The 18679-nt window shown below is 49.7% G+C and carries 19 protein-coding genes and 2 tRNA genes; 1 reads left to right on the plus strand and 20 read right to left on the minus strand.

Annotation, left to right across the window (positions count from 1 at the left end; all coding sequences use genetic code 11):
• Positions 1 to 381: 381 nt before the first annotated feature.
• From DWV73_RS11255 to DWV73_RS13155, 16 genes are all read right to left on the minus strand, one after another.
• Complete coding sequence (locus tag DWV73_RS11255) at positions 382 to 996, minus strand: cytidylate kinase-like family protein (protein WP_117796743.1); 615 nt, start codon at positions 994 to 996, stop codon at positions 382 to 384.
• A 319-nt stretch (positions 997 to 1315) separates the two neighbouring features.
• A complete protein-coding gene (locus DWV73_RS11260) occupies positions 1316 to 1891 on the minus strand; it encodes a biotin transporter BioY (RefSeq protein ID WP_117796744.1) in 576 nt (191 codons plus the stop codon).
• Positions 1892 to 1909: 18 nt separating this feature from the next.
• Positions 1910 to 2863, minus strand: a complete 954-nt coding sequence (gene bioB, locus DWV73_RS11265) for a biotin synthase BioB (protein ID WP_117796745.1) — start codon at positions 2861 to 2863, stop codon at positions 1910 to 1912.
• Between the two features lie 346 nt (positions 2864 to 3209).
• Positions 3210 to 4409 carry a [FeFe] hydrogenase H-cluster maturation GTPase HydF gene (gene hydF / locus DWV73_RS11270; protein ID WP_117796746.1) on the minus strand — a complete coding sequence of 400 codons (1200 nt, stop codon included), beginning with the start codon at positions 4407 to 4409 and terminating at the stop codon, positions 3210 to 3212.
• 19 nt (positions 4410 to 4428) lie between these two features.
• Positions 4429 to 5856, minus strand: a complete 1428-nt coding sequence (gene hydG, locus DWV73_RS11275; protein WP_117796747.1) for a [FeFe] hydrogenase H-cluster radical SAM maturase HydG — start codon at positions 5854 to 5856, stop codon at positions 4429 to 4431.
• Between the two features lie 165 nt (positions 5857 to 6021).
• Positions 6022 to 7077: a [FeFe] hydrogenase H-cluster radical SAM maturase HydE gene (gene hydE, locus DWV73_RS11280; RefSeq protein ID WP_242995805.1), complete on the minus strand. Its 1056-nt coding sequence runs from the start codon at positions 7075 to 7077 to the stop codon at positions 6022 to 6024.
• Positions 7078 to 7167: 90 nt separating this feature from the next.
• Positions 7168 to 7434 carry a TM1266 family iron-only hydrogenase system putative regulator gene (locus DWV73_RS11285; protein WP_022358889.1) on the minus strand — a complete coding sequence of 89 codons (267 nt, stop codon included), beginning with the start codon at positions 7432 to 7434 and terminating at the stop codon, positions 7168 to 7170.
• A gap of 514 nt (positions 7435 to 7948) precedes the next feature.
• Positions 7949 to 8713: an amino acid ABC transporter ATP-binding protein gene (locus tag DWV73_RS11290; protein WP_022358890.1), complete on the minus strand. Its 765-nt coding sequence runs from the start codon at positions 8711 to 8713 to the stop codon at positions 7949 to 7951.
• 20 nt (positions 8714 to 8733) lie between these two features.
• Entirely contained in the window at positions 8734 to 9384 is a 651-nt protein-coding gene (locus DWV73_RS11295; RefSeq protein WP_333489850.1) for an amino acid ABC transporter permease, read from the minus strand.
• Between the two features lie 199 nt (positions 9385 to 9583).
• Positions 9584 to 10441, minus strand: a complete 858-nt coding sequence (locus DWV73_RS11300; protein ID WP_107001801.1) for an amino acid ABC transporter substrate-binding protein — start codon at positions 10439 to 10441, stop codon at positions 9584 to 9586.
• A 290-nt stretch (positions 10442 to 10731) separates the two neighbouring features.
• Positions 10732 to 10998 (minus strand): 30S ribosomal protein S18, encoded by a 267-nt coding sequence (gene rpsR / locus DWV73_RS11305; RefSeq protein WP_022358893.1) that lies wholly within the window; start codon positions 10996 to 10998, stop codon positions 10732 to 10734.
• Between the two features lie 77 nt (positions 10999 to 11075).
• Positions 11076 to 11537, minus strand: a complete 462-nt coding sequence (locus DWV73_RS11310) for a single-stranded DNA-binding protein (protein WP_022358894.1) — start codon at positions 11535 to 11537, stop codon at positions 11076 to 11078.
• A gap of 25 nt (positions 11538 to 11562) precedes the next feature.
• Positions 11563 to 11850 carry a 30S ribosomal protein S6 gene (gene rpsF / locus DWV73_RS11315; protein ID WP_107001800.1) on the minus strand — a complete coding sequence of 96 codons (288 nt, stop codon included), beginning with the start codon at positions 11848 to 11850 and terminating at the stop codon, positions 11563 to 11565.
• Positions 11851 to 12090: 240 nt separating this feature from the next.
• Positions 12091 to 12285, minus strand: coding sequence for a DUF951 domain-containing protein (locus DWV73_RS11320; RefSeq protein ID WP_022358896.1), 195 nt, complete (start codon positions 12283 to 12285; stop codon positions 12091 to 12093).
• Positions 12286 to 12308: 23 nt separating this feature from the next.
• A complete protein-coding gene (locus tag DWV73_RS11325) occupies positions 12309 to 13031 on the minus strand; it encodes an NAD-dependent protein deacylase (protein WP_117796749.1) in 723 nt (240 codons plus the stop codon).
• A gap of 102 nt (positions 13032 to 13133) precedes the next feature.
• A complete protein-coding gene (locus DWV73_RS13155) occupies positions 13134 to 15188 on the minus strand; it encodes a GNAT family N-acetyltransferase (RefSeq protein ID WP_117796750.1) in 2055 nt (684 codons plus the stop codon).
• A gap of 328 nt (positions 15189 to 15516) precedes the next feature.
• Between DWV73_RS13155 and DWV73_RS11335 the strand changes: the two genes are divergently transcribed.
• Positions 15517 to 16881, plus strand: a complete 1365-nt coding sequence (locus DWV73_RS11335; RefSeq protein WP_117796751.1) for an MATE family efflux transporter — start codon at positions 15517 to 15519, stop codon at positions 16879 to 16881.
• A gap of 269 nt (positions 16882 to 17150) precedes the next feature.
• Here the strand turns inward: DWV73_RS11335 and DWV73_RS11340 are convergent, their stop codons facing one another.
• The 4 genes from DWV73_RS11340 to DWV73_RS11355 form a co-directional block, all read right to left on the minus strand.
• Positions 17151 to 17810 carry a hypothetical protein gene (locus DWV73_RS11340; protein WP_117796752.1) on the minus strand — a complete coding sequence of 220 codons (660 nt, stop codon included), beginning with the start codon at positions 17808 to 17810 and terminating at the stop codon, positions 17151 to 17153.
• Between the two features lie 87 nt (positions 17811 to 17897).
• Complete coding sequence (locus DWV73_RS11345) at positions 17898 to 18284, minus strand: thioesterase family protein (protein ID WP_117796753.1); 387 nt, start codon at positions 18282 to 18284, stop codon at positions 17898 to 17900.
• Positions 18285 to 18472: 188 nt separating this feature from the next.
• Positions 18473 to 18543, minus strand: a tRNA-Cys gene (locus tag DWV73_RS11350).
• 5 nt (positions 18544 to 18548) lie between these two features.
• A tRNA-Glu gene (locus DWV73_RS11355) sits at positions 18549 to 18620 on the minus strand.
• Between the last annotated feature and the right edge of the window lie 59 nt (positions 18621 to 18679).

Consider the following 18679-nt stretch of genomic DNA (forward strand, 5'->3'; position numbering starts at 1 on the left):
CTTGATGCCCCTTATTATAGCATAGTGAGGGGGATTCGTCCAGACAATCCCCCATTGACAAACCAGAGCCGCCGTGCTAGTTATTGTGCACGCATACGTGCCCAGTAACCTGCGCTCGTATATCTTTTACAAAATGCTTTATATGCTTTAGTCTCGGCTATAAAGTTGGTCGAGCTAGTAATAAGACACAAAAATAACCGCCCCGGTCCTGCAAACTTGAGCGGTTATTTTTAACTTATCATTTAAGGGTCCAACCGTCTATCGGTGAGATCCTTTATATATAGATAACATAACTACAAAAAATTTCAATCATCTTCTTTGCATCTGTTATCTTAGATATCCTCATATCGACTGCATGAAACTATAAATGCCACTCTTCTTTTACTTCACCGCCTGGCAAATCAACTCCACGCACCTCTCAATTCCCAAATCTCCACTGTTCAGCATCAGATCATAGTTTTCTCTGTCGCCCCAGCGCTGATTCGTATAGTTTTCATAGTAGATCCGGCGGCGTTTGTCGGTCTGGTGCATAAATTCATCAATATGCTCTTCCAGATCCCCGTACTCATCAATCGCGCGGCGAAGCCGGATATCACGATCCGCATAAACAAAGACACGCAGTACATCCGGACGGCTTTTCAGAATATAATCAGCACATCTGCCGATGAATACGCAGCTTCCGCGCTTTGCCGCCTCCTCGATCGCCTTCTTCTGCGCCACATAGATCTGCTCTGTCAATGGCAGTTCACTGAGCTTCGGCTCCTTCGGATAGGAAAGTCCATACAAAGTTCCCATCGCGAAATTGTAAAGCAGGCTATTTGTCAAGCGCTGCTCACGATCCGCAATAATTTCCGCTGGAAAACCGATCTCCTTCGCAGCAGCATCGATCAATTCCTTATCATAAAATTCCATTCCCAGTTTTTTAGCGGCTGTCAGACCAATCTGACGACCTCCGCTTCCATATTCACGACTGATAGTGATAATCTTTTTCTCCATACAACTGCCTCCTCCCTGTTCCTCCGGGGACTCCCTCTTTTTCTGTCTTTAGTATAACATATGCCTCAAAATTGTTCAAGTTTAGTCGCATATCCTTCTTATTTTTCTGCATCTTATTCCATATATGTAATTATTTCTGTTTTCTTTTGCTTTTATTTTTCTCTTTTCTTCTTACTTTCTATAAAATTTCAACTAACTTCTTCGTTTCATTCACAAAAAAGATGGGTGAAAGCGTTTTATGTATTCCACTTTCACCCATCTGGCCTTCATTTTAAATTATCATTTTATCTAAACTGTCGTTTTTACAGCCAAACGCTTTTTAGTCTCCTAACCGGTAAATTTCCCGGCGCAGCTTCGGTCCGATCAAAGCTGTGAAAATGATTTTGACTGCATCGCCCGGCAGATACGGGATAACGCCCACACCCAGTCCGGCTACAAAGGTCATGTTAAGCTGACCTGCCAGCCATACCGTTCCGAAAATATAGCAAATTGCCAGTCCCAATACCATGCCTACGATATGCAGGGCTACTTTGCCCGGAAAATGATCTACGAAAAATCCAACAATCAGCGCCATCAGGATAAATCCGACGAGATAGCCGCCGGTCGGTCCTGCCAGTTTACCGACTCCTGCCGTAAATCCGGAAAATACCGGAATGCCCACCATGCCAAGCAGCATATAAATCAGGTAACTCACCGTGCAGGCTTTCATTCCCAGCACATATGCCGCCAGATAAATAGCAAGATTTGTAAAGGAAATCGGAACCGGGCTGAATGGAAGCGGAATCGAGAGCGGTCCCAGAATACAGGTTACCGCCGTCATCACGCCAATCAGCGCCATCCGTTTAGTTGTAAAGTAAGGTTTGTGCTCCACTTCTGCGGAAAGTGTTTTACTCATGATATGGATACTCCTTTTTTATAATGTGAATCCCATCGCCGCCAGCATTTCCTGGTCCTCGCTGATGCGGTTTCCGGAGGTTGTCAGCATATCTCCGGTGATGGCTGCGTTTGCGCCGGAACGGAATGCCTGTTCGCCGGAATGTTCCATTGAATTTCGTCCTGCTGCCAGACGGACCATCGCGGTCGGATTGATATAACGGAAAATGGCAATCGTCCGCAAAATCTCATCCTCCGAAAGCGCTGCCTGATGTTCCAGCGGCGTGCCCGGAATCGGACGCAGGATATTGATCGGAATTGACTTGATCCCGAGCTCGCTCAGCGTGATCGCCATGTCGATCCGGTCTTCCCAGGTTTCTCCCATGCCGATGATGCCGCCGGAACAGACGGAAAGTCCTGCCGCCTGCGCGCGCCGGATGACCTCCAGCTTGTCCTCAAATGTATGTGTGGTACAGATATTCGGGAAATTTCTCCGGGAAGTCTCAATATTGGCATGATACCGTCCCACGCCCGCCTCTTTCAGACGGTTGAAATCTTCCTGTGACAGAAGTCCGTGGGAGGCGCAGAGCTCTACCTTGCATTCCTTCTTCATAGCGCGGTATGCCCGAAGCGCCTTCTCCATTTCCGCTCCCGTCAGCGCACGTCCCGCCGTCACGATGGAGTAACGATGTACTTTCTTCGCCTCATGACGCTTACAGTCCTCCAGAATCTCCTCTGGCTCCAGAAATGGATATTCTTCCACCTTCGTATGATGACAGGCTGACTGCGCGCAAAACTTGCAGTCCTCACCGCAGCGTCCGCTTCGTCCATTAATGATAGAACACAGATCCACATGGTTTCCGCAGAGCTCCTTCCGGATTTTATCAGCTCCCGCACAAAGCTCATCCAGATCCTCACTCAATAAAAAGCTTAAATCCTCGCCCCGTTTCAGACGGCGTCCCTTTATAATCTCTTCTGCCAGTTGTAAACTCATATCTTCTACTCCTTATCAAAATCAAAACACTTTTTTTGGTTATCCTTCGGTCCAACTTAAAAAATATCCTATTTTTCTCATTTAGCTAACTTTCGCTATTATAAACCGTTGATTTTTAAATGTCAACACATTGGATTAATATAGTTTACATTCTGGCATCTGCGAAATCTAAAAACTGCTTCACGCGAGTGCACATCCTCGCGGAGCGTTTTTTCATAGGACGCAATTTCTTATGAAAAAAGCTGCTGTCCGACAGGCATTTCCATCGTCCAGCAACTTTATCCGCCTTTATTTCTAAATTTCTAATTATTTACGCTCTTTCCGTTCATTTCTCCGCCCAAATTTCCTACCTGACCGGCTCCAGTGCCCCCATGCTCCGTTTCAAAATTCCCTTCATATAGGCAATCAAAATCCCATAATTGGTCATCGGGATCTCCTGATCGGCAGCGCTGCGAAGACGGCTCTTCATCTCCCGCGCATTCAGCATACAGCCGCCGCAATGAACGATCAGCTTATAACCGGACACATCCTCTGGAAATTCCGTCCCCGATGTAAAATGAAACTCCGGCGCTTTTCCCGTGTACTGGCGGATCCAGTCCGGCAACTTCTCCGTGCCGATGTCACCGCACTGGCGATGATGCGTACAGCCCTCAGAAATAAGAATCGGATCTCCGTTCTGTATCATTTCCAGCGCTTTGGCGCCCTCCGCTGCCTGTTTCAGATCCCCCTTATACCGCGCAAACAAAATGGAAAAGGAAGTCAGACGCACCTGCGGCGGTGTCAGCCGGTCTACCAGCGGAAATACCTGGCTGTCCGTGATTACCAATGCCGGAGCTTCTTTCAATTTTGCAAACGTCTCCGAAAGTTCACTTTCCCGGCAGACAAACGGCATCGCACCAATGTCCAGCAGATCCCGGATGACCTGCTGCTGCGGCAGAATCAGCCGCCCCTTCGGCGCCGCCTTGTCAATCGGAACAACCAGAATTACCGTATCAAACGGTTTTACTAGATCCGCAGCCAGCCGTTTTTCATCCGTCTCCTGTGACGTAAGACGTGCCATTTGCTCTTTTAACTGCTGGATTCCTTCTCTCGTCCGGGCACTCACATAGGCGGTATGTTCCACAACCGGTTCCTGTTCCGATTTTCCCGTCAGCAAATCCATCTTATTGTAAACCACCAGATACGGGATTTCCTTCTTCTCAAACAGCCGGATCATCTCTTCTTCCCAGCTGCTGATTCCTTCCACCGCATCCACCACCAGGACTGCCAGATCCACCTTATTTAAGACTTGACGAGTCTTGCCAACTCTCTTTAAGCCCAGCTCGCCCTCATCGTCGATTCCAGGCGTGTCGATGATAACCACCGGACCGAGCGGCAGAAGCTCCATCGATTTATAGACCGGATCGGTCGTCGTTCCCCGGATGTCCGACACGATCGCCAGCTCCTGCCCGGTCACCGCATTGACCAGACTCGATTTTCCCGCATTTCTCCGTCCAAAAAACGCGATATGTACCCGCTCGCCGGACGGCGTCTCATTCATTCCCATTTTGATCCTCCTGATTTAGTTAAAACCTGAAATCCCGCTGCCCCTTTTCAATTTCAACCAGATTTTTTCTCACGATCTCCTGCACTTTTTCTTTCGGAATCGAACCGATCTCCGCCTGAATCAGCTTCTCTCCAATCTCTTTCGTCCCCGGCGCCGCATAATCCTCCAGATACTCCTTGAGCGTCATCAGCGCATTCGGATGACAACAGTTCTGAATCTGCCCGCTCTTGCACAGGCTCATAAAGCGGTCGCCCGTCCGTCCTTCCCGGTAGCACGCCGTACAGAAGCTTGGGATATAGCCTAATTCCATCAGCCAGCGGACCACCTGGTCGAGTGTCCGGTTGTCGCTCACATCGAACTGCGCCGAATTTTCCTCCTCCGGCTCTTCCTCTGCATATCCGCCGACACTGGTGCGGGAACCGCCGCTGATCTGCGATACGCCCAGCCGCAGCACCCGCTCCCGACAGGCTTTGCTCTCTCTCGTTGAGATAATCATGCCCGTGTACGGAACTGCCACCCGGATGCAGGCTACGATCTTCTCAAAAATATCGTCGCTGATGCCGTTGTCAAAGGTCGATGGGTCGATATCGTCTGCCCGGCGGATGCGCGGCACACTGATGGTGTGCGGACCAACACCAAAAACTGCCTCCAGATGTTCCGCGTGCATCAAAAGTCCTGCAAATTCATACCGGTACAACTCCAGACCAAATAAAACGCCGATTCCTACATCGTCGATACCGCCCTCCATCGCGCGGTCCATCGCCTCCGTGTGATAACAGTAATTGTGCTTTGGTCCCGTCGGATGCAGGCGCTCATAGCTCTCCTTATGGTACGTCTCCTGGAACAGGATGTACGTTCCGATTCCCGCCTCTTTCAGCTTCCGGTAATTCTCCACCGTCGTCGCCGCAATATTGACATTGACCCGGCGGATCGCCCCGTTTTTATGCTTGATACTGTAAATTGTCTTGATACTGTCCAGCACATATTCAATCGGATTGTTGACCGGATCCTCGCCCGTCTCCAGCGCCAGACGTTTATGTCCCATATCCTGAAGCGCAATTACCTCCCGGCGGATTTCCTCCTGCGTCAGCTTCTTTCTGGCAATGTGCTTGTTTTTCATGTGATATGGACAGTACACGCAGCCATTCACGCAGTAATTCGACAGATACAGCGGCGCAAACATGACGATCCGGTTTCCGTAGAAATCCTGCTTGATCTGGCGCGCCAGCTCAAAGATCTCCTCCACCTTTTCCGGGATCTCGCAGTCAAGAAGCACTGCCGCCTCGCGGTGGCTCAGCCCTTTTCGAAGCCGCGCCTTCGCCAGAATCTGATCGATCAGTTCCACATTGTTTTTGTTCTTCTCGGCATAGGAAAGAGTCTCTAAAATTTCCTCATGGTTGATAAATTCCTCTGCCTTTTTGGATGATGGGTTGTAATTGTAACTCATAGTCTCTTCTCCTTTTCTTACAGGTCAGGATGATAGCTGCCATGTTTTCCTCCGGCATTTTCAATTTCAAAAATGCCAGCATGATCAGCCGTCCATCGCGTCCTTCCCCGTCAGTTTATTTATCTGTAAGCATCTTTCGATGCCAACAAACCAAATCGCAGACTTTTACCCCTTATAATCTCCCCGGTCGACGACTACCTCGTACCCGATGCTTTCCATGCGCCGTTTCATGCAGCTGACGCACTCCGCCGCCTCGTCTCCCGTGCAGATTTTATTGTCATAAAGCATATATTTGGCGCGCACCCCGACCGGAGACAGGTTCGGCATCACGACGTTTCCGCCTGCCAGAATCCCCAGTTCGCGCCCCATCGGGTGAATCGTTCCGAGCGCCGTCGTCGCCGGAAGCAGCACTTTCGACTTCAGCAGGCGAAGCAGCCCTAAAAGAAACAATGTCTCTTCCAACGTTCCTGCCGCCTCCCCGCCAAACGGAGTGTCATGCTGCGGAATAAACGGACCGATTCCCACCATTTCCGGATCCAGTTCTTCGATAAAACGCATATCTCTCGCCAGACAGCGCGCCGTCTGGTGCGGCGAACCGACCATAAAACCGCATCCGGTCTGATATCCAAGCGCCTTTAAATCACGCAGGCACTGCATCCGGTGTTCAAATGACATCTCTGCCGGATGCAGGCTCGCGTAATGGCACGCGTCCGCCGTCTCATGGCGCAGCAGATACCGGTCCGCCCCTGCCTCTTTCCAGCGTTTCAACGTATCATACTTCTTTTCTCCGAGCGACAAAGTAATCGCACAATCTGGAAATCCTGCCCGGATCGCCTGCACCATCTCCATCACCCAGTCGTCCGTCATCGCCGGATCCTCACCGCCCTGCAAAACAAAGGTGCGGAATCCCAGCTGATAACCATTCTCACAGCAGGAAAGAATCTCCTCCCGACTCAGGCGGTATCGGCTTGCATTTCGGTTGCTCCTTCGGATGCCGCAATAAAGACAGTCGTTTTTGCAATAATTGCTGCACTCAATGAGTCCCCGCACATACACCGCTTTTCCGTACTCTCTTTCCCGGATGCAGCGCGCTTTTTCAAAGAGGTAGTCCGCCAGCTCCGGTGAACGTCCCTCGATCAGACTGACCCACTCATCCTCCGTCAGGGACTCCCCCGCTTCCAGACGGTCAATCAATCTCTTTAATTCTGTAATCGTTTCTATCTGTTCAGCGCCTGGACGGACCGCCTCCCGCCACCAGTCAGACGGTCGAAGCCCCGCGCGTGTAAAATCTGCCATTCCGTCACCTCGTTTTCATTCCTGTGCTTCCGGCGCCTTCGAATACAGCGCCTTCGAAGAAATCCCCCGCAGCATCCCCAGCTTCCCGGACAGCGCACTGATCACATCACCCGGCGCGTCAATCACGACGCTGATAATATTCACGTTCCGTTTGTGGTAAGGAATCCCCATCCGCCCTACGATATACTGCCCGTACTGGTGCAGCACCTTATTCAACTCTTCCGTATCTCCCGTCTGATCGACCACAATACCGATCACGGCAACTCTTGATTCTGTCTCCATGTTTTTCCCTCATATCTTCCTGTTTATCTGTCCAAATTTTTCTCTACAACAGATACCATTTCAAATATCTCCGCTAAAAACCATGCTGCGATCCTGTCCTGCAAAATCTTCCATCCACAGGCACCACTTTTTCCAGCCCCGCCTTTCTATAGAGCAAATGGATCAAAAAGAGCCCGCGCAGACGCGGACTCCATCCATCTCAAAAAGGGTATACGAATCTCCATGAACCGCTCCCCTTTCCTTCAAGACCCGTCTCAAACGTCAGCATCGCTTTTCACCACTTCCAGCATCACCGGAACACTCGATTATTTCTGTTCCATTCCTTTTTGAAAGGTATCTACTGCCTCGCAAATCGGAATACTTGATAAAAGCGTATCACATTTACTGTAAAATTGCAAATAAGACTTATATGCTTCCCCATAAAATGCTTCCCCATAAAATGCTTCCCCATAAAAAACGGGCGTCGCCGATTTTCCACTCCAAAACCAGCAACGCCCATTTTCCTAATTATTTCTTACAGAATCTTCCCATACCGTCCCAAAAAGCTCTTCGTTCTCTCATTATCCGAAGCAAACACCTTCTCCGGCGCGCCTTCCTCGACGATGAGTCCGTCTGCCATGAAGATCACGCGGTGGGAAATATCTTTCGCAAACGCCATCTCATGGGTAACAATCACCATCGCGATGTGCAGATCCGCTAACGACTTAATAACCTTCAATACTTCTCCCGTCAGCTCCGGATCCAGTGCGGAGGTCGGCTCGTCGAAAAACAGAATCTTCGGATTCAGTGCCAATGCACGGGCGATCGCCACACGCTGGCACTGACCGCCGGAGAGCTGGTACGGATAATAGTCCTCCTTATCCTCCAGACCCATTTTTTTCAGAAGCTCGCGCGCCTCTTTATAAACCGTCTCCTTGTCGCGCTTCTGCACATGGATCGGCGCGTCTGTGATATTTTTCAGCACAGAATAGTGCGGAAACAGGTTAAAATTCTGGAATACCAGACCGTACTGGCTGCGGATCTCCTTCATGTCCTTCTTGTCCGCATAGCTGACCTTGCCATCCGCGCCCGTCCAGGCTGCTCTCTTTCCTAAATATACGATCTCGCCGTGGTCCATCGTCTCCAGCATCGTCGCGCAGCGCAGAAGCGTCGATTTACCCGAACCGGACGGTCCGATGATGGACACGATCTCGCCCTCGCTCACACTCAGTGAAATATCCTTTAAAACCGACAGATCGCCGAATGATTTTTCCACATGATTTAATTCTAACAAGTTCATTTTCCACATTCCTCCCGCTTCTATCGGTAATAATCCAGCTTTTTCTCAATCCATTCCATTGCAACTGCCACAACCAGATTGAAAATATAGTAAAAGACGGCTGCTGCCACAAACGGCATCATATTCGTCTGGGATGCCGCCAGTGCCTTGGCGATTGAGAACATCTCCGCCACGCTCAACGTAAACGCCAGAGACGTATCTTTTACCAGCGTGATGACCTCATTCGTCACCGACGGAAGAATCCGCTTGATTACCTGCGGCAGGATGATCTTGAAGAAGGTCTGTGCCTTTCCATAACCCAGAATCTCCGCTGCCTCATACTGTCCGACCGGCATCGACTGGATGCCGCTACGGTAAATCTCGGCAAAATATGCCGCATAGTTAATGACAAAACCGATGAAGGTAGCCCACAGACGGTAACTGCTGCCGACTTTGATGCGGAACAGATAATACGGTCCAAAATACACCACCATCAGCTGCAGCATCAGCGGTGTGCCTCGCATAATCGAAATATATACTTTTACAATCGTCTGGATCAGCTTGTTCTTCGACATACGCCCGAACGCGATCACGAGTCCTAACGGAAGTGAAAATAGCAGTGTGATCACAAAAATCTGTGTGCTGACTGCCATACCACCCGCAAGCTGTGTAATCATCTGCTGGAGTGTCATCTTACCCATAATTATCCCATACCTGCTTTCTAAAATGTAGATTCGTTACTGTTCACGCATACGTGCCCGGTAACGGAATGTGCTGTGACTTCACAGTTAAACACATAAACCGCGAATGGGGACTGCCATGAAATCATTCACAGCCGTCCCTATTCCTATTATTTAATAATGTTTCGTTTTTACAATCAACGATTAATTACTATTTGCCGATGGTAGTTACGTCTTTGCTAAACCATTTCTCAGAAACTTCCTGTAAGGTTCCATCCTCTGCCATCTCTTCCAGAGTGCTCTGAACTTTATCTCTTAACTCGGTGTTGCCCTTCTTGAAGCCTACGCCGTATTCTTCCTCAGAAAGGGAATCGTCCAGAATCTTGAAATCAGCGTTTCTCTGCTGAATCTGATAGCCTGCTACGATTACGTCCATCGCAATGGCATCAACGGCGCCCTGCTCCAGATCCATGAATGCGGTGTTGTAATCAGCGGTTGTCAGAAGCTCCTTGAAAGTAGCGGTCAGTTCCGGTGCCTCTTTTAAAGCTGCCTCTGCGGAAGAATCTGCCTGAACCTCTACGATCTTGCCTGCCAGATCCGCCTGGCTGCTGATATCCGAATCATTGGCTACGACAAATACCTGCTGGTTTGCCATGTACGGCTCAGTCCAGGTGTAATCATCCTCACGACCCGTCATCGTAAATCCATTCCAGATGCAGTCGATATTGCCGGACTCAAGCTCCATATCTTTAGAATCCCAGGCAATCGGCTGTGCCTTATATTCCAGACCCAGGCGTTTTGCAACTTCCTGTGCCAGCTCCAGGTCAAATCCGGTGTACTCGCCGTCATCGCCTACAAATCCCATCGGCGGGAAATCCTGATCAAAACCAACAATCAGAGTGCCGCCGTCGGTTGTCTTCGCCTCTTCTGCGGTGGTTTCCTCTGCCTGGCTCTCAGCCGCCTCTGTGTCTGCTGCGGTTGTCTCTGCTGCGCTGTTGCTGCTGCCACATGCGGTCATGGAAAGTGCCATTACTGCAGCCAGCGCTGCGCTCACAAATCTCTTTTTCATAATTGGTGTCCTCCTCATTTTCAGACAGTGGAAGCCGTTCTCCCTTTGCCGGTTTCCGTCTCGCTTTTTAATATGCTACCATATTAGCATACTAAAGCGTTTTTGTAAAGCACTTATTTTTGAAATCTGTCTTTTTGTGTAATAGGGAATTCCATGGAATTTCCTATTATACAAAAAGGGATCCCACATGATCTCTCACATGGAATCCCCATCATTTTTATCCTCAATAATTGAGTGAAATTTGAGTAAAAATCTTCTTTTACCCTTAAAAAAACCTTATTTTACAAGGATTACTCGCAAACATACGGCATCAGGGACAGATGTCTTGCTCTCTTGATAGCTACAGTCAGAGCTCTCTGATGTTTAGCACAGTTGCCAGTGATACGTCTCGGAAGGATTTTTCCTCTCTCGGATACGTATCTCTTTAATTTATTTGTATCTTTGTAATCGATTTCGCCGTTCTTCTCGCCGCAGAATACACAAACTTTTTTTCTTCTACGCATACCGCCTCTTCTGATCTTGGAAGCGTCTGTTTTATCGCCTTTATTGAATGCCATTGGTCTTTCCTCCTTCACACACATCAGCCTGATGGCGCTCTCGCGCACTCCGTCCGCCGGGGGACCGATTCCCGAACCTAGTTGAACGGAAGGCCTTCGTCCTCTACTCCATCAGGAATATTCATGAATCCATCGCCGATTGCGCTGGACGGAGCCGGGCGCTCTGCCGGACGGTAACCGCCGTCGCTGTTGCCAGATGCCGCATTCTTGCTCTCTGCAAATTCCTGATCCTCTACAATCACTTCTGTCGTATATACTTTCTGGCCGTCACGATTGGTATAGCTGCCAGTCTGAATTCTTCCGGTTACTACGAGCTTGGTTCCCTGATGAAAATACTTCTCAGCGAATTCGCCTGCTCTGTCAAATGCAACACACGGAATGAAATCCGCTGTCTGTGCGCTGTCGTCTCCGTTTCCGCCTCTGCGGCCTCTGCGGTCTACTGCCAGCGTGTATCTGGCGATTGCCATAGCTCTCTCGCCCTGAGAGTATCTCACTTCCGGATCTCTCGTTAATCTGCCCATCAGAATTACTTTATTCATACGATCACTCTTTCTTTATCTACTCTTACGCATCCTGTCTTACGCATAAGTATCTGATAACCGGCTCCATGATGCGGATGTGGTTCTCCACCTCATTCGGGCATACGGAATCAGACTCGAAATGTACGAAGTAGTAGAATCCTTCTTTCATTTTCTGAATCTCGTAAGCAAGTCTCTTCTTGCCCCATTCATCAATGTCAGTTACTGTACCGCCAAAACGTGTGATGTAACCTGTTACTTTCTCCATCGCTGCGGCTCTCTCTTCGTCCTCGAGTTTTGCGCTAAGAACAACTGCTAATTCATATTTGTTCATGCTCTTTCTTACCTCCTTGTGGTCACTGACCCCCTGACTCCAGCAGGGAGTAAGGATTTTTGTGTTATATATTACCGAATATCTATGATACCAAAAAAGGAACGGCTTGGCAAGCACTTTTTCGAGATTTTCTATGTAAATTTTCTCGTTTTTTCCGGGCTTTCTGCCCCTTCTTACTGCATTCTTTTACTGACTGCCAGAGCATGAAGCTGCCTGCATCTGTACGCCCACCCGCCGCTCTTATTCGGACTTCTCTCCCGCTTTTTTCAGTCCTCTGGTACTCTTTTCTACCAATGGTCGTGCCATCATCACCTGATGCCCGCAGCCGGCACATTTCAAACGGAAATCCGCGCCGACCCGCAGGATCTCCCACTCATGGCTGCCGCACGGGTGCGGCTTTTTGAGTTTTACAATATCTCCAACCTCGTATACCATTTCCTCTCTCCCCTGTTACTACCTTATACTCCGACCGCGTCCCCCAGCACCTTCCCGATGCTGTCGCTGATAACCAGATCCGCCTGACCATCGCGCGAGGTCGCTGATTTATTGATCAGAACCAGTTTATTTCCATGATAATAATCAATCAGCCCCGCTGCCGGGTACACCACCAGCGAGGTACCGCCGATGATCAGCATATCTGCCTTGCGGATATGGGCAATTGACCGCTCAATTACCTCATTGTCCAGTCCTTCCTCATACAGCACGACATCCGGCTTGATCACGCCGCCGCAGCCGCACTTCGGCACGCCCTTCATCTTCAAAATATCATCCAATCCGTAAAACCTGCCGCAGCGCGTACAATGGTTGCGGAGCACCGATCCGTGCAGCTCCAGCACCTCTTTGCTGCCTGCTGCCTGGTGCAGCCCGTCGATATTCTGGGTAATGACCGCTTTCAGCTTTCCTTCCTGCTCCAGCTTCGCCAGCGCCAGATGCGCCCGGTTCGGCTTTGCATTCGGGAACAGCATCTTATTGCGGTAAAACCGGTAAAATTCCTCTGGCTTTCTCATATAAAAGCTGTGGCTTAAAATCGTTTCCGGCGGATAGTCATACTCCTGATGGTACAGCCCGTCCGTGCTTCTAAAATCCGGGATATTGCTCTCGGTCGAAACACCCGCCCCGCCAAAAAATACAATATAATTTGACTCATTAATCCATTTTTTTAATGTGTCTGTCTCTCCCATCTGACGCACTCTCCTCTCCTTTTTCTGAAAACATAAAAGCGGTTGCTATTAGTTTACATAAAATCAGCACATTCTCTATCCTATACAATTACAGCACGCACTCTACACGATCTCATCCAGATACACGCCGTTCACCGTATCCACCTGTGCCAGAATCTCTGCCAGGCCCTTATTTTCAAGCTGTCCGCCCCAGATTTCTTCCGCTTTCCGGCAGCCAAACAGCCAGCTCACCAGCTCTTCCGGCTTCGTCTCCAGCCATATGGAAACATTTTCCGTGCAGCCGCAGGTATCCGGCTCCGTTTTCCGCACCTTCAGGCTGGAACCGTTCTCCCCAATCGTCCAGACAAACTCACCGTTGTTCATTTCCAGAATCGGATCATTCATACGGATGCCCAGTGTGAGCATACGTTTTTCTTCTCCCTGCTGCTCTGCCTTTTTTAAGCCAAATGCCGCCAGCAGCGCCCCGATATTCGTCAGGCGCGCCATATTCCACGGCTTCTCGCCCGTCTTGACCGTGTATGCGTCCTCCGCATACAAAAGCCGGTGTTCACGGACTTCCCAGCCCCAGTAGGCATCCAGGCCAACCAGCCTGCCGTCCTGTTCCAGGAATTCCAACGTGCCATTTTCAGAAGCCAGCTCCTTGATGAGACGGCTCACATACGCCGCATCCCGGCGCGTATACATCTCATACCGTGCGCCCAGCCACTGTTCCATATAGACGGCAGCCCTCCCGCAGTCCTCCGGCGTATCCTGGCACACCGTGCGCGTCAGCGTCTGTTTCGCCTCCTCGGTCAGCTCATAGGATGCCACATTTCCGATGAAGGTAAATCCCATCGGCGCATACACAGCCGGGTTGACCGGAACCAGATACGTGATCGGCTTTCCGGCTGCCTCCTCGTCGTGAAGCATTTTCACAAATACGTCCCGGAAATGTCCCTCGCGGCGGCGGCTCTCCTCGGTTGCTACTCCGACCAGATAATCGAGCTTCCAGAGGCGTCCACGCAGCTTCACCGCATACGGATTGTACTGCACCATCGAAATCAGAAGTCCATTATCCTTTTTCACCAGAATCTCGTTATCCTTCGTCTTTTCCTTATAATAATACTCGATAAAACTCTCCGAATCTTCCGGGAAACACATATGCCAGAGATGCTTCGTCTCGTCCTTATCCTCCGCATCCAGATACGTCAGCACACTTCCCGCCGTCGTATTGGCGATCTGCTCCGCCCAGTGATAGCCCTTGCTGCCGTTTAACAGCTGTTCTACCAGATATTTGCGTGCATAATCCGCCGGATAATACGTCATTTTCGCCTTCCGGAGTCCCTCTAAGCCCATATCGTCCTCGCGGTTTACCCACTCAGCCTCAGGAAATTCCTCTATCAGGAACTCTTGGTTGATAAACTGGTACAGACCGTTGATCTCCGGGTTTGCCTTCTCAATATGGATAACCGCCATATGTTCCACCGGATTGTAGCTTCCGATCGTAAATGCCTCCATCTGACCGTCGATATACACGCCGCCCATGTGGATGCTGAATTCTGAACAGTTTTTCAGAATATCGTGAATGCCCTTTACCTCATAATCGAGATGTTCCTCGACCTCCTCGCCCTTCTGCTGTCTCCAGCGGTCCAGAAAAACCCAGACATCGTGGCTGTCCGAACAGCACAGACGGCGGTACTCATAGCGCCCCTCATATTCGCGCTTAAATGCGTTGACGCGGTTTTTCTTCTTATGCAGTTTCTTTCCCGCCAGGGAACGCATCGCATCGCCGTTGTAGAGATAATCCCTCGAATCGACCTGCTCTTCCACCAGATATTTGTCCTCCGGCAGATTTAAATATTTCACTGCATACTCATCCGCCAGATTGATAACCAGCGGATATCCCAGTTCTTCATTAAAATACTCCTCAATCGCCGCAAACGCCCCCGGCAGGTCTTCCTCCCGGCACAGCGGCATCGCGGAAAAACAATGTCCTTCATTCTCCATCAGCCATAAAAGCGCCTTATTTTCCCAGATTGCATAACGGACATTATAATAATCTTTCCAGACATAGCTCTCCAGAAATACGCTGTCGCACGTCATATTGTGGCGCATCGCGTAAAACGGAAGCATCTCCTGGATACTGTTAACTTCAATTTTTTTAAACTCTAAACTCATGAAACCTCCTGTGTAAAATCAAAGTGGGTTTTATTTGCCTTCTCATATTATACCATAAATACTAAATTCAGCTATCGCCTTTGGCTCTGCTTCATTAAGTATTTAGGTATGACTCGCACTAAGCTCGAAAACACCTCGCTAAGTGCTCATATTATACCACAAATTTCCTACTTAAAAACAAGGATTTTCTTTCCTTGACTCCATAATTATTGTAGACATTATAGTTATTTCTGATAAACTATACTCAGAAGATGATTTCTGCGGCGTTTTCTTTCTGACAGCCGACGGCAGAGTCATCTATTTTTACCAGAAAGACGAGGATTTATTCATGGAAAAGAATCTCACCTCCGGCAGTGTGCTGAAAACAGTTATCTATTTCTCCCTGCCATATTTGTTATCTTATTTTTTGCAGACACTCTACGGCATGGCGGATCTGTTTATTATCGGGCAGTTTGGAGGCGTGGATGGGACGACGGCGGTCTCGGTCGGCAGTCAGGTCATGCATATGCTGACGGTTATGATCGTTGGTCTGGCGATGGGCGCAACAGTTCTCATCGGACGCGCGGTCGGCGCGGGTGACCGGAAGCTTGCGGCGCGCGGCATCGGTAACACGATTTCCTTATTTGCAGGTCTGTCCATTCTTCTGACCGGACTTCTGCTGACGGCAGTTCACGGCATTATCAGGCTGCTGTCTGTCCCGGAGGAAGCGATAAACGGCACCGCGGCATATCTGATGATCTGCTTTACCGGCATCCCGTTCATCACCGCCTACAATATCATCAGCTCTATTTTCCGCGGCATGGGCGACTCCAAAAGTCCGATGTATTTCGTTGCAATCGCCTGTATTATCAATATTGCGCTTGATTACCTTTTAATGGGCGTGTTTTCGCTCGGTCCGTCCGGCGCGGCACTCGGCACGACCCTGTCACAGATGTGCAGTGTCCTGATCGCCCTGGTCGTAATCATTAAAAAACGGATGTTTCCGGGTTTTCGTCTCCGTGACCTCCATCCACATAAGACTACCATAGCCTCCATCCTGCAGGTCGGAATCCCAGTTGCAGTTCAGGACGGCTTTATACAGGTTTCTTTTCTGGTTATTACCATGTTTGCCAACCAGCGCGGATTAAATGATGCGGCGGCGGTCGGAATCGTTGAAAAGCTGATCGGAATCCTGTTTCTGGTTCCATCCTCGCTTCTCTCCACGGTTTCCGCCCTCTCCGCTCAAAACCTGGGCGCCGGAAAACCTGAGCGTGCCCGTCAGACGCTGCGCTACGCGATCTGCATCACATTTTCTTTCGGGCTGGTCATCTCAATTGCCATGCAGTTTGCTGCCGGTGCCGCCGTCTCCCTCTTTACTGATGAGGCAGAAGTTGTCCGACTCGGAACCCAGTATATGAAGAGCTATGTGCTGGACTGCATGATCGCCGGTATCCATTTCTGCTGCAGCGGTTTCTTCTGCGCCTGCGGACTGTCCGGGCTGTCGTTCCTGCACAACTGCATCTCGATCGTGGTAGCGCGCATCCCGCTCGCATGGCTCGCCTGCCGCTATTTCCCGGAAACACTGTATCCGATGGGACTCGCAGCGCCGATCGGATCTCTCATCTCCGTTGCCATCTGCCTGATTGCATTGCGGTGGATTAGACGGCATCCAGAAAAGCTGGTTATGAATTTACATCCAGTTGAAACTGAATAAATGCTCCATTCCCATCTGAATCTTGAAACTTCCATCGCCAGTTCGACAAGTCTCAGACTGAAACAGCGGTCTGGCCTGGAAAGGTCGGTGTCGGCATTTCGCCGGAATCTCCCTCCGTTCCGAGCACAGACAAATGGCAGGAAACTACCTGCATGGTTGTCCGCTTTCGCGACAGCCATCAGGAAGCTCCTGCCCCATATAAAACTCTTCTGCAATTTATCCGGGAGCATTCTCTCCCCATCACCGGATTCTACCGTGAGATCACCCGCTTACTTTTCCCGCATCTCCAGCAGTCTCCATGCCTTCTTATTCTGGACTTCCAGCACGGAACCACAATATTCACACTTTTTCAACCCCAGCTTCTGAATCGGTGCACCGCAGTTTGGACAGATAAGCGAAACCGCTGCCCCTGCTGTTTTCGCATCCTCATAGACATATACCAGTTCCGTCTCATAAACCGTCTGAATCAGATTCGAATGCAGTTCTGACTGCATCTCAGGCGTTTTCTCATATTCAGTCATTTCCTCATACTCGACCGCCGACTCACACAGAATCCGGCAGAGTCCTTTTTCCTTCTGATAGCGGCTGATGACCGTCCGGTGGATATGTACCTTCTGATACTCTTTTTCCAGTTTTTTTCTCAATTCTGTCTCGATCTGAGCCTTCCACTCGCTCCAGTTAAACTCCGGGAAATCTTTTGCAATCTGCGGCAGGCACAGCCGGTCCATTCCCGCCAGCGAACGCGGTTTAGATGCGTCTGGCTGCGTCAAATCACCTTCCGATAAATGCTTTGCCATATACCGAAGCACCTGTACCTCCGGCGTACTCGCCAGCTGCCGCATTTTCCTCTTTATTTTGCGGTAAATCCACCAGACAAGCGCTGCCGCAATCAAAATGCCAATGATCCAACCTATCGTTTCTGTCCGCACCGCTGCCTCTCTTTCTATGTTGCTGCACACACACGTGGCCAGTCACTTTTCTTTATCTCCGTGCATGATACTTAAACCTGATACTCCTTATTCCGCCTTGCTCGCAGCCTTGTCGCTCATCGCCTTTGAATTTACCATGATCCGCAGATGGGACCCTTCGCCACATTTGCCCTTCTCATCGTTTACTTCAATATCAAACCACATTTTCCGGCGTTCAATGCTGCGGAGTTTTGCAGTCGCTGTTACCTTCATTCCCACCGGCGTCGGCGCCAGATGGCGGCAGTGAATCTCCGCTCCGACCGTCGTCTGTCCTTCCTCCAGATACGATTTCGCCAGTTCCAGCGCTGCCGCCTCCATCAGGGCCACCATATTCGGAGTAGACAAAATTTGGGAACCTGCGCTTCCGATTCGCTTTGCCGTCATCTCATCCGTTACTTTCCAGGTCAGGCTGTATTCCTGTAATTTTTCTGCCATTTTCGCTTCCTCCATATTATAAAATGATTTTGTCGCGGCTATTTAAAATGCCGTTTCGTGAATGATTCTATTATAGCAGAAGATGTGAAAATCGGATAGCGCATCTTACTTTACAGCTAATCAAACAGTTAAAATTCCGAAAATTCTTGTAAAATAAAAAAAGGAACCATCTTTCGATGATTCCTCAGAGGCGACAACCAGATTTGAACTGGTGATCAGGGTGTTGCAGACCCACGCCTTACCACTTGGCTATGTCGCCATAAATGACCCCAACGAGATTCGAACTCGTGTTACCGCCGTGAAAGGGCGATGTCTTAACCGCTTGACCATGGGGCCAGATATTAAATTAAAACTCCCCGAGTAGGACTCGAACCTACGACAGCGCGGTTAACAGC

Origin of the sequence: Clostridium sp. AF12-41, assembly GCF_003461685.1 — a bacterium.
In the GTDB taxonomy this organism is placed as follows: Bacteria; Bacillota; Clostridia; order Lachnospirales; family Lachnospiraceae; genus Otoolea; species Otoolea fessa.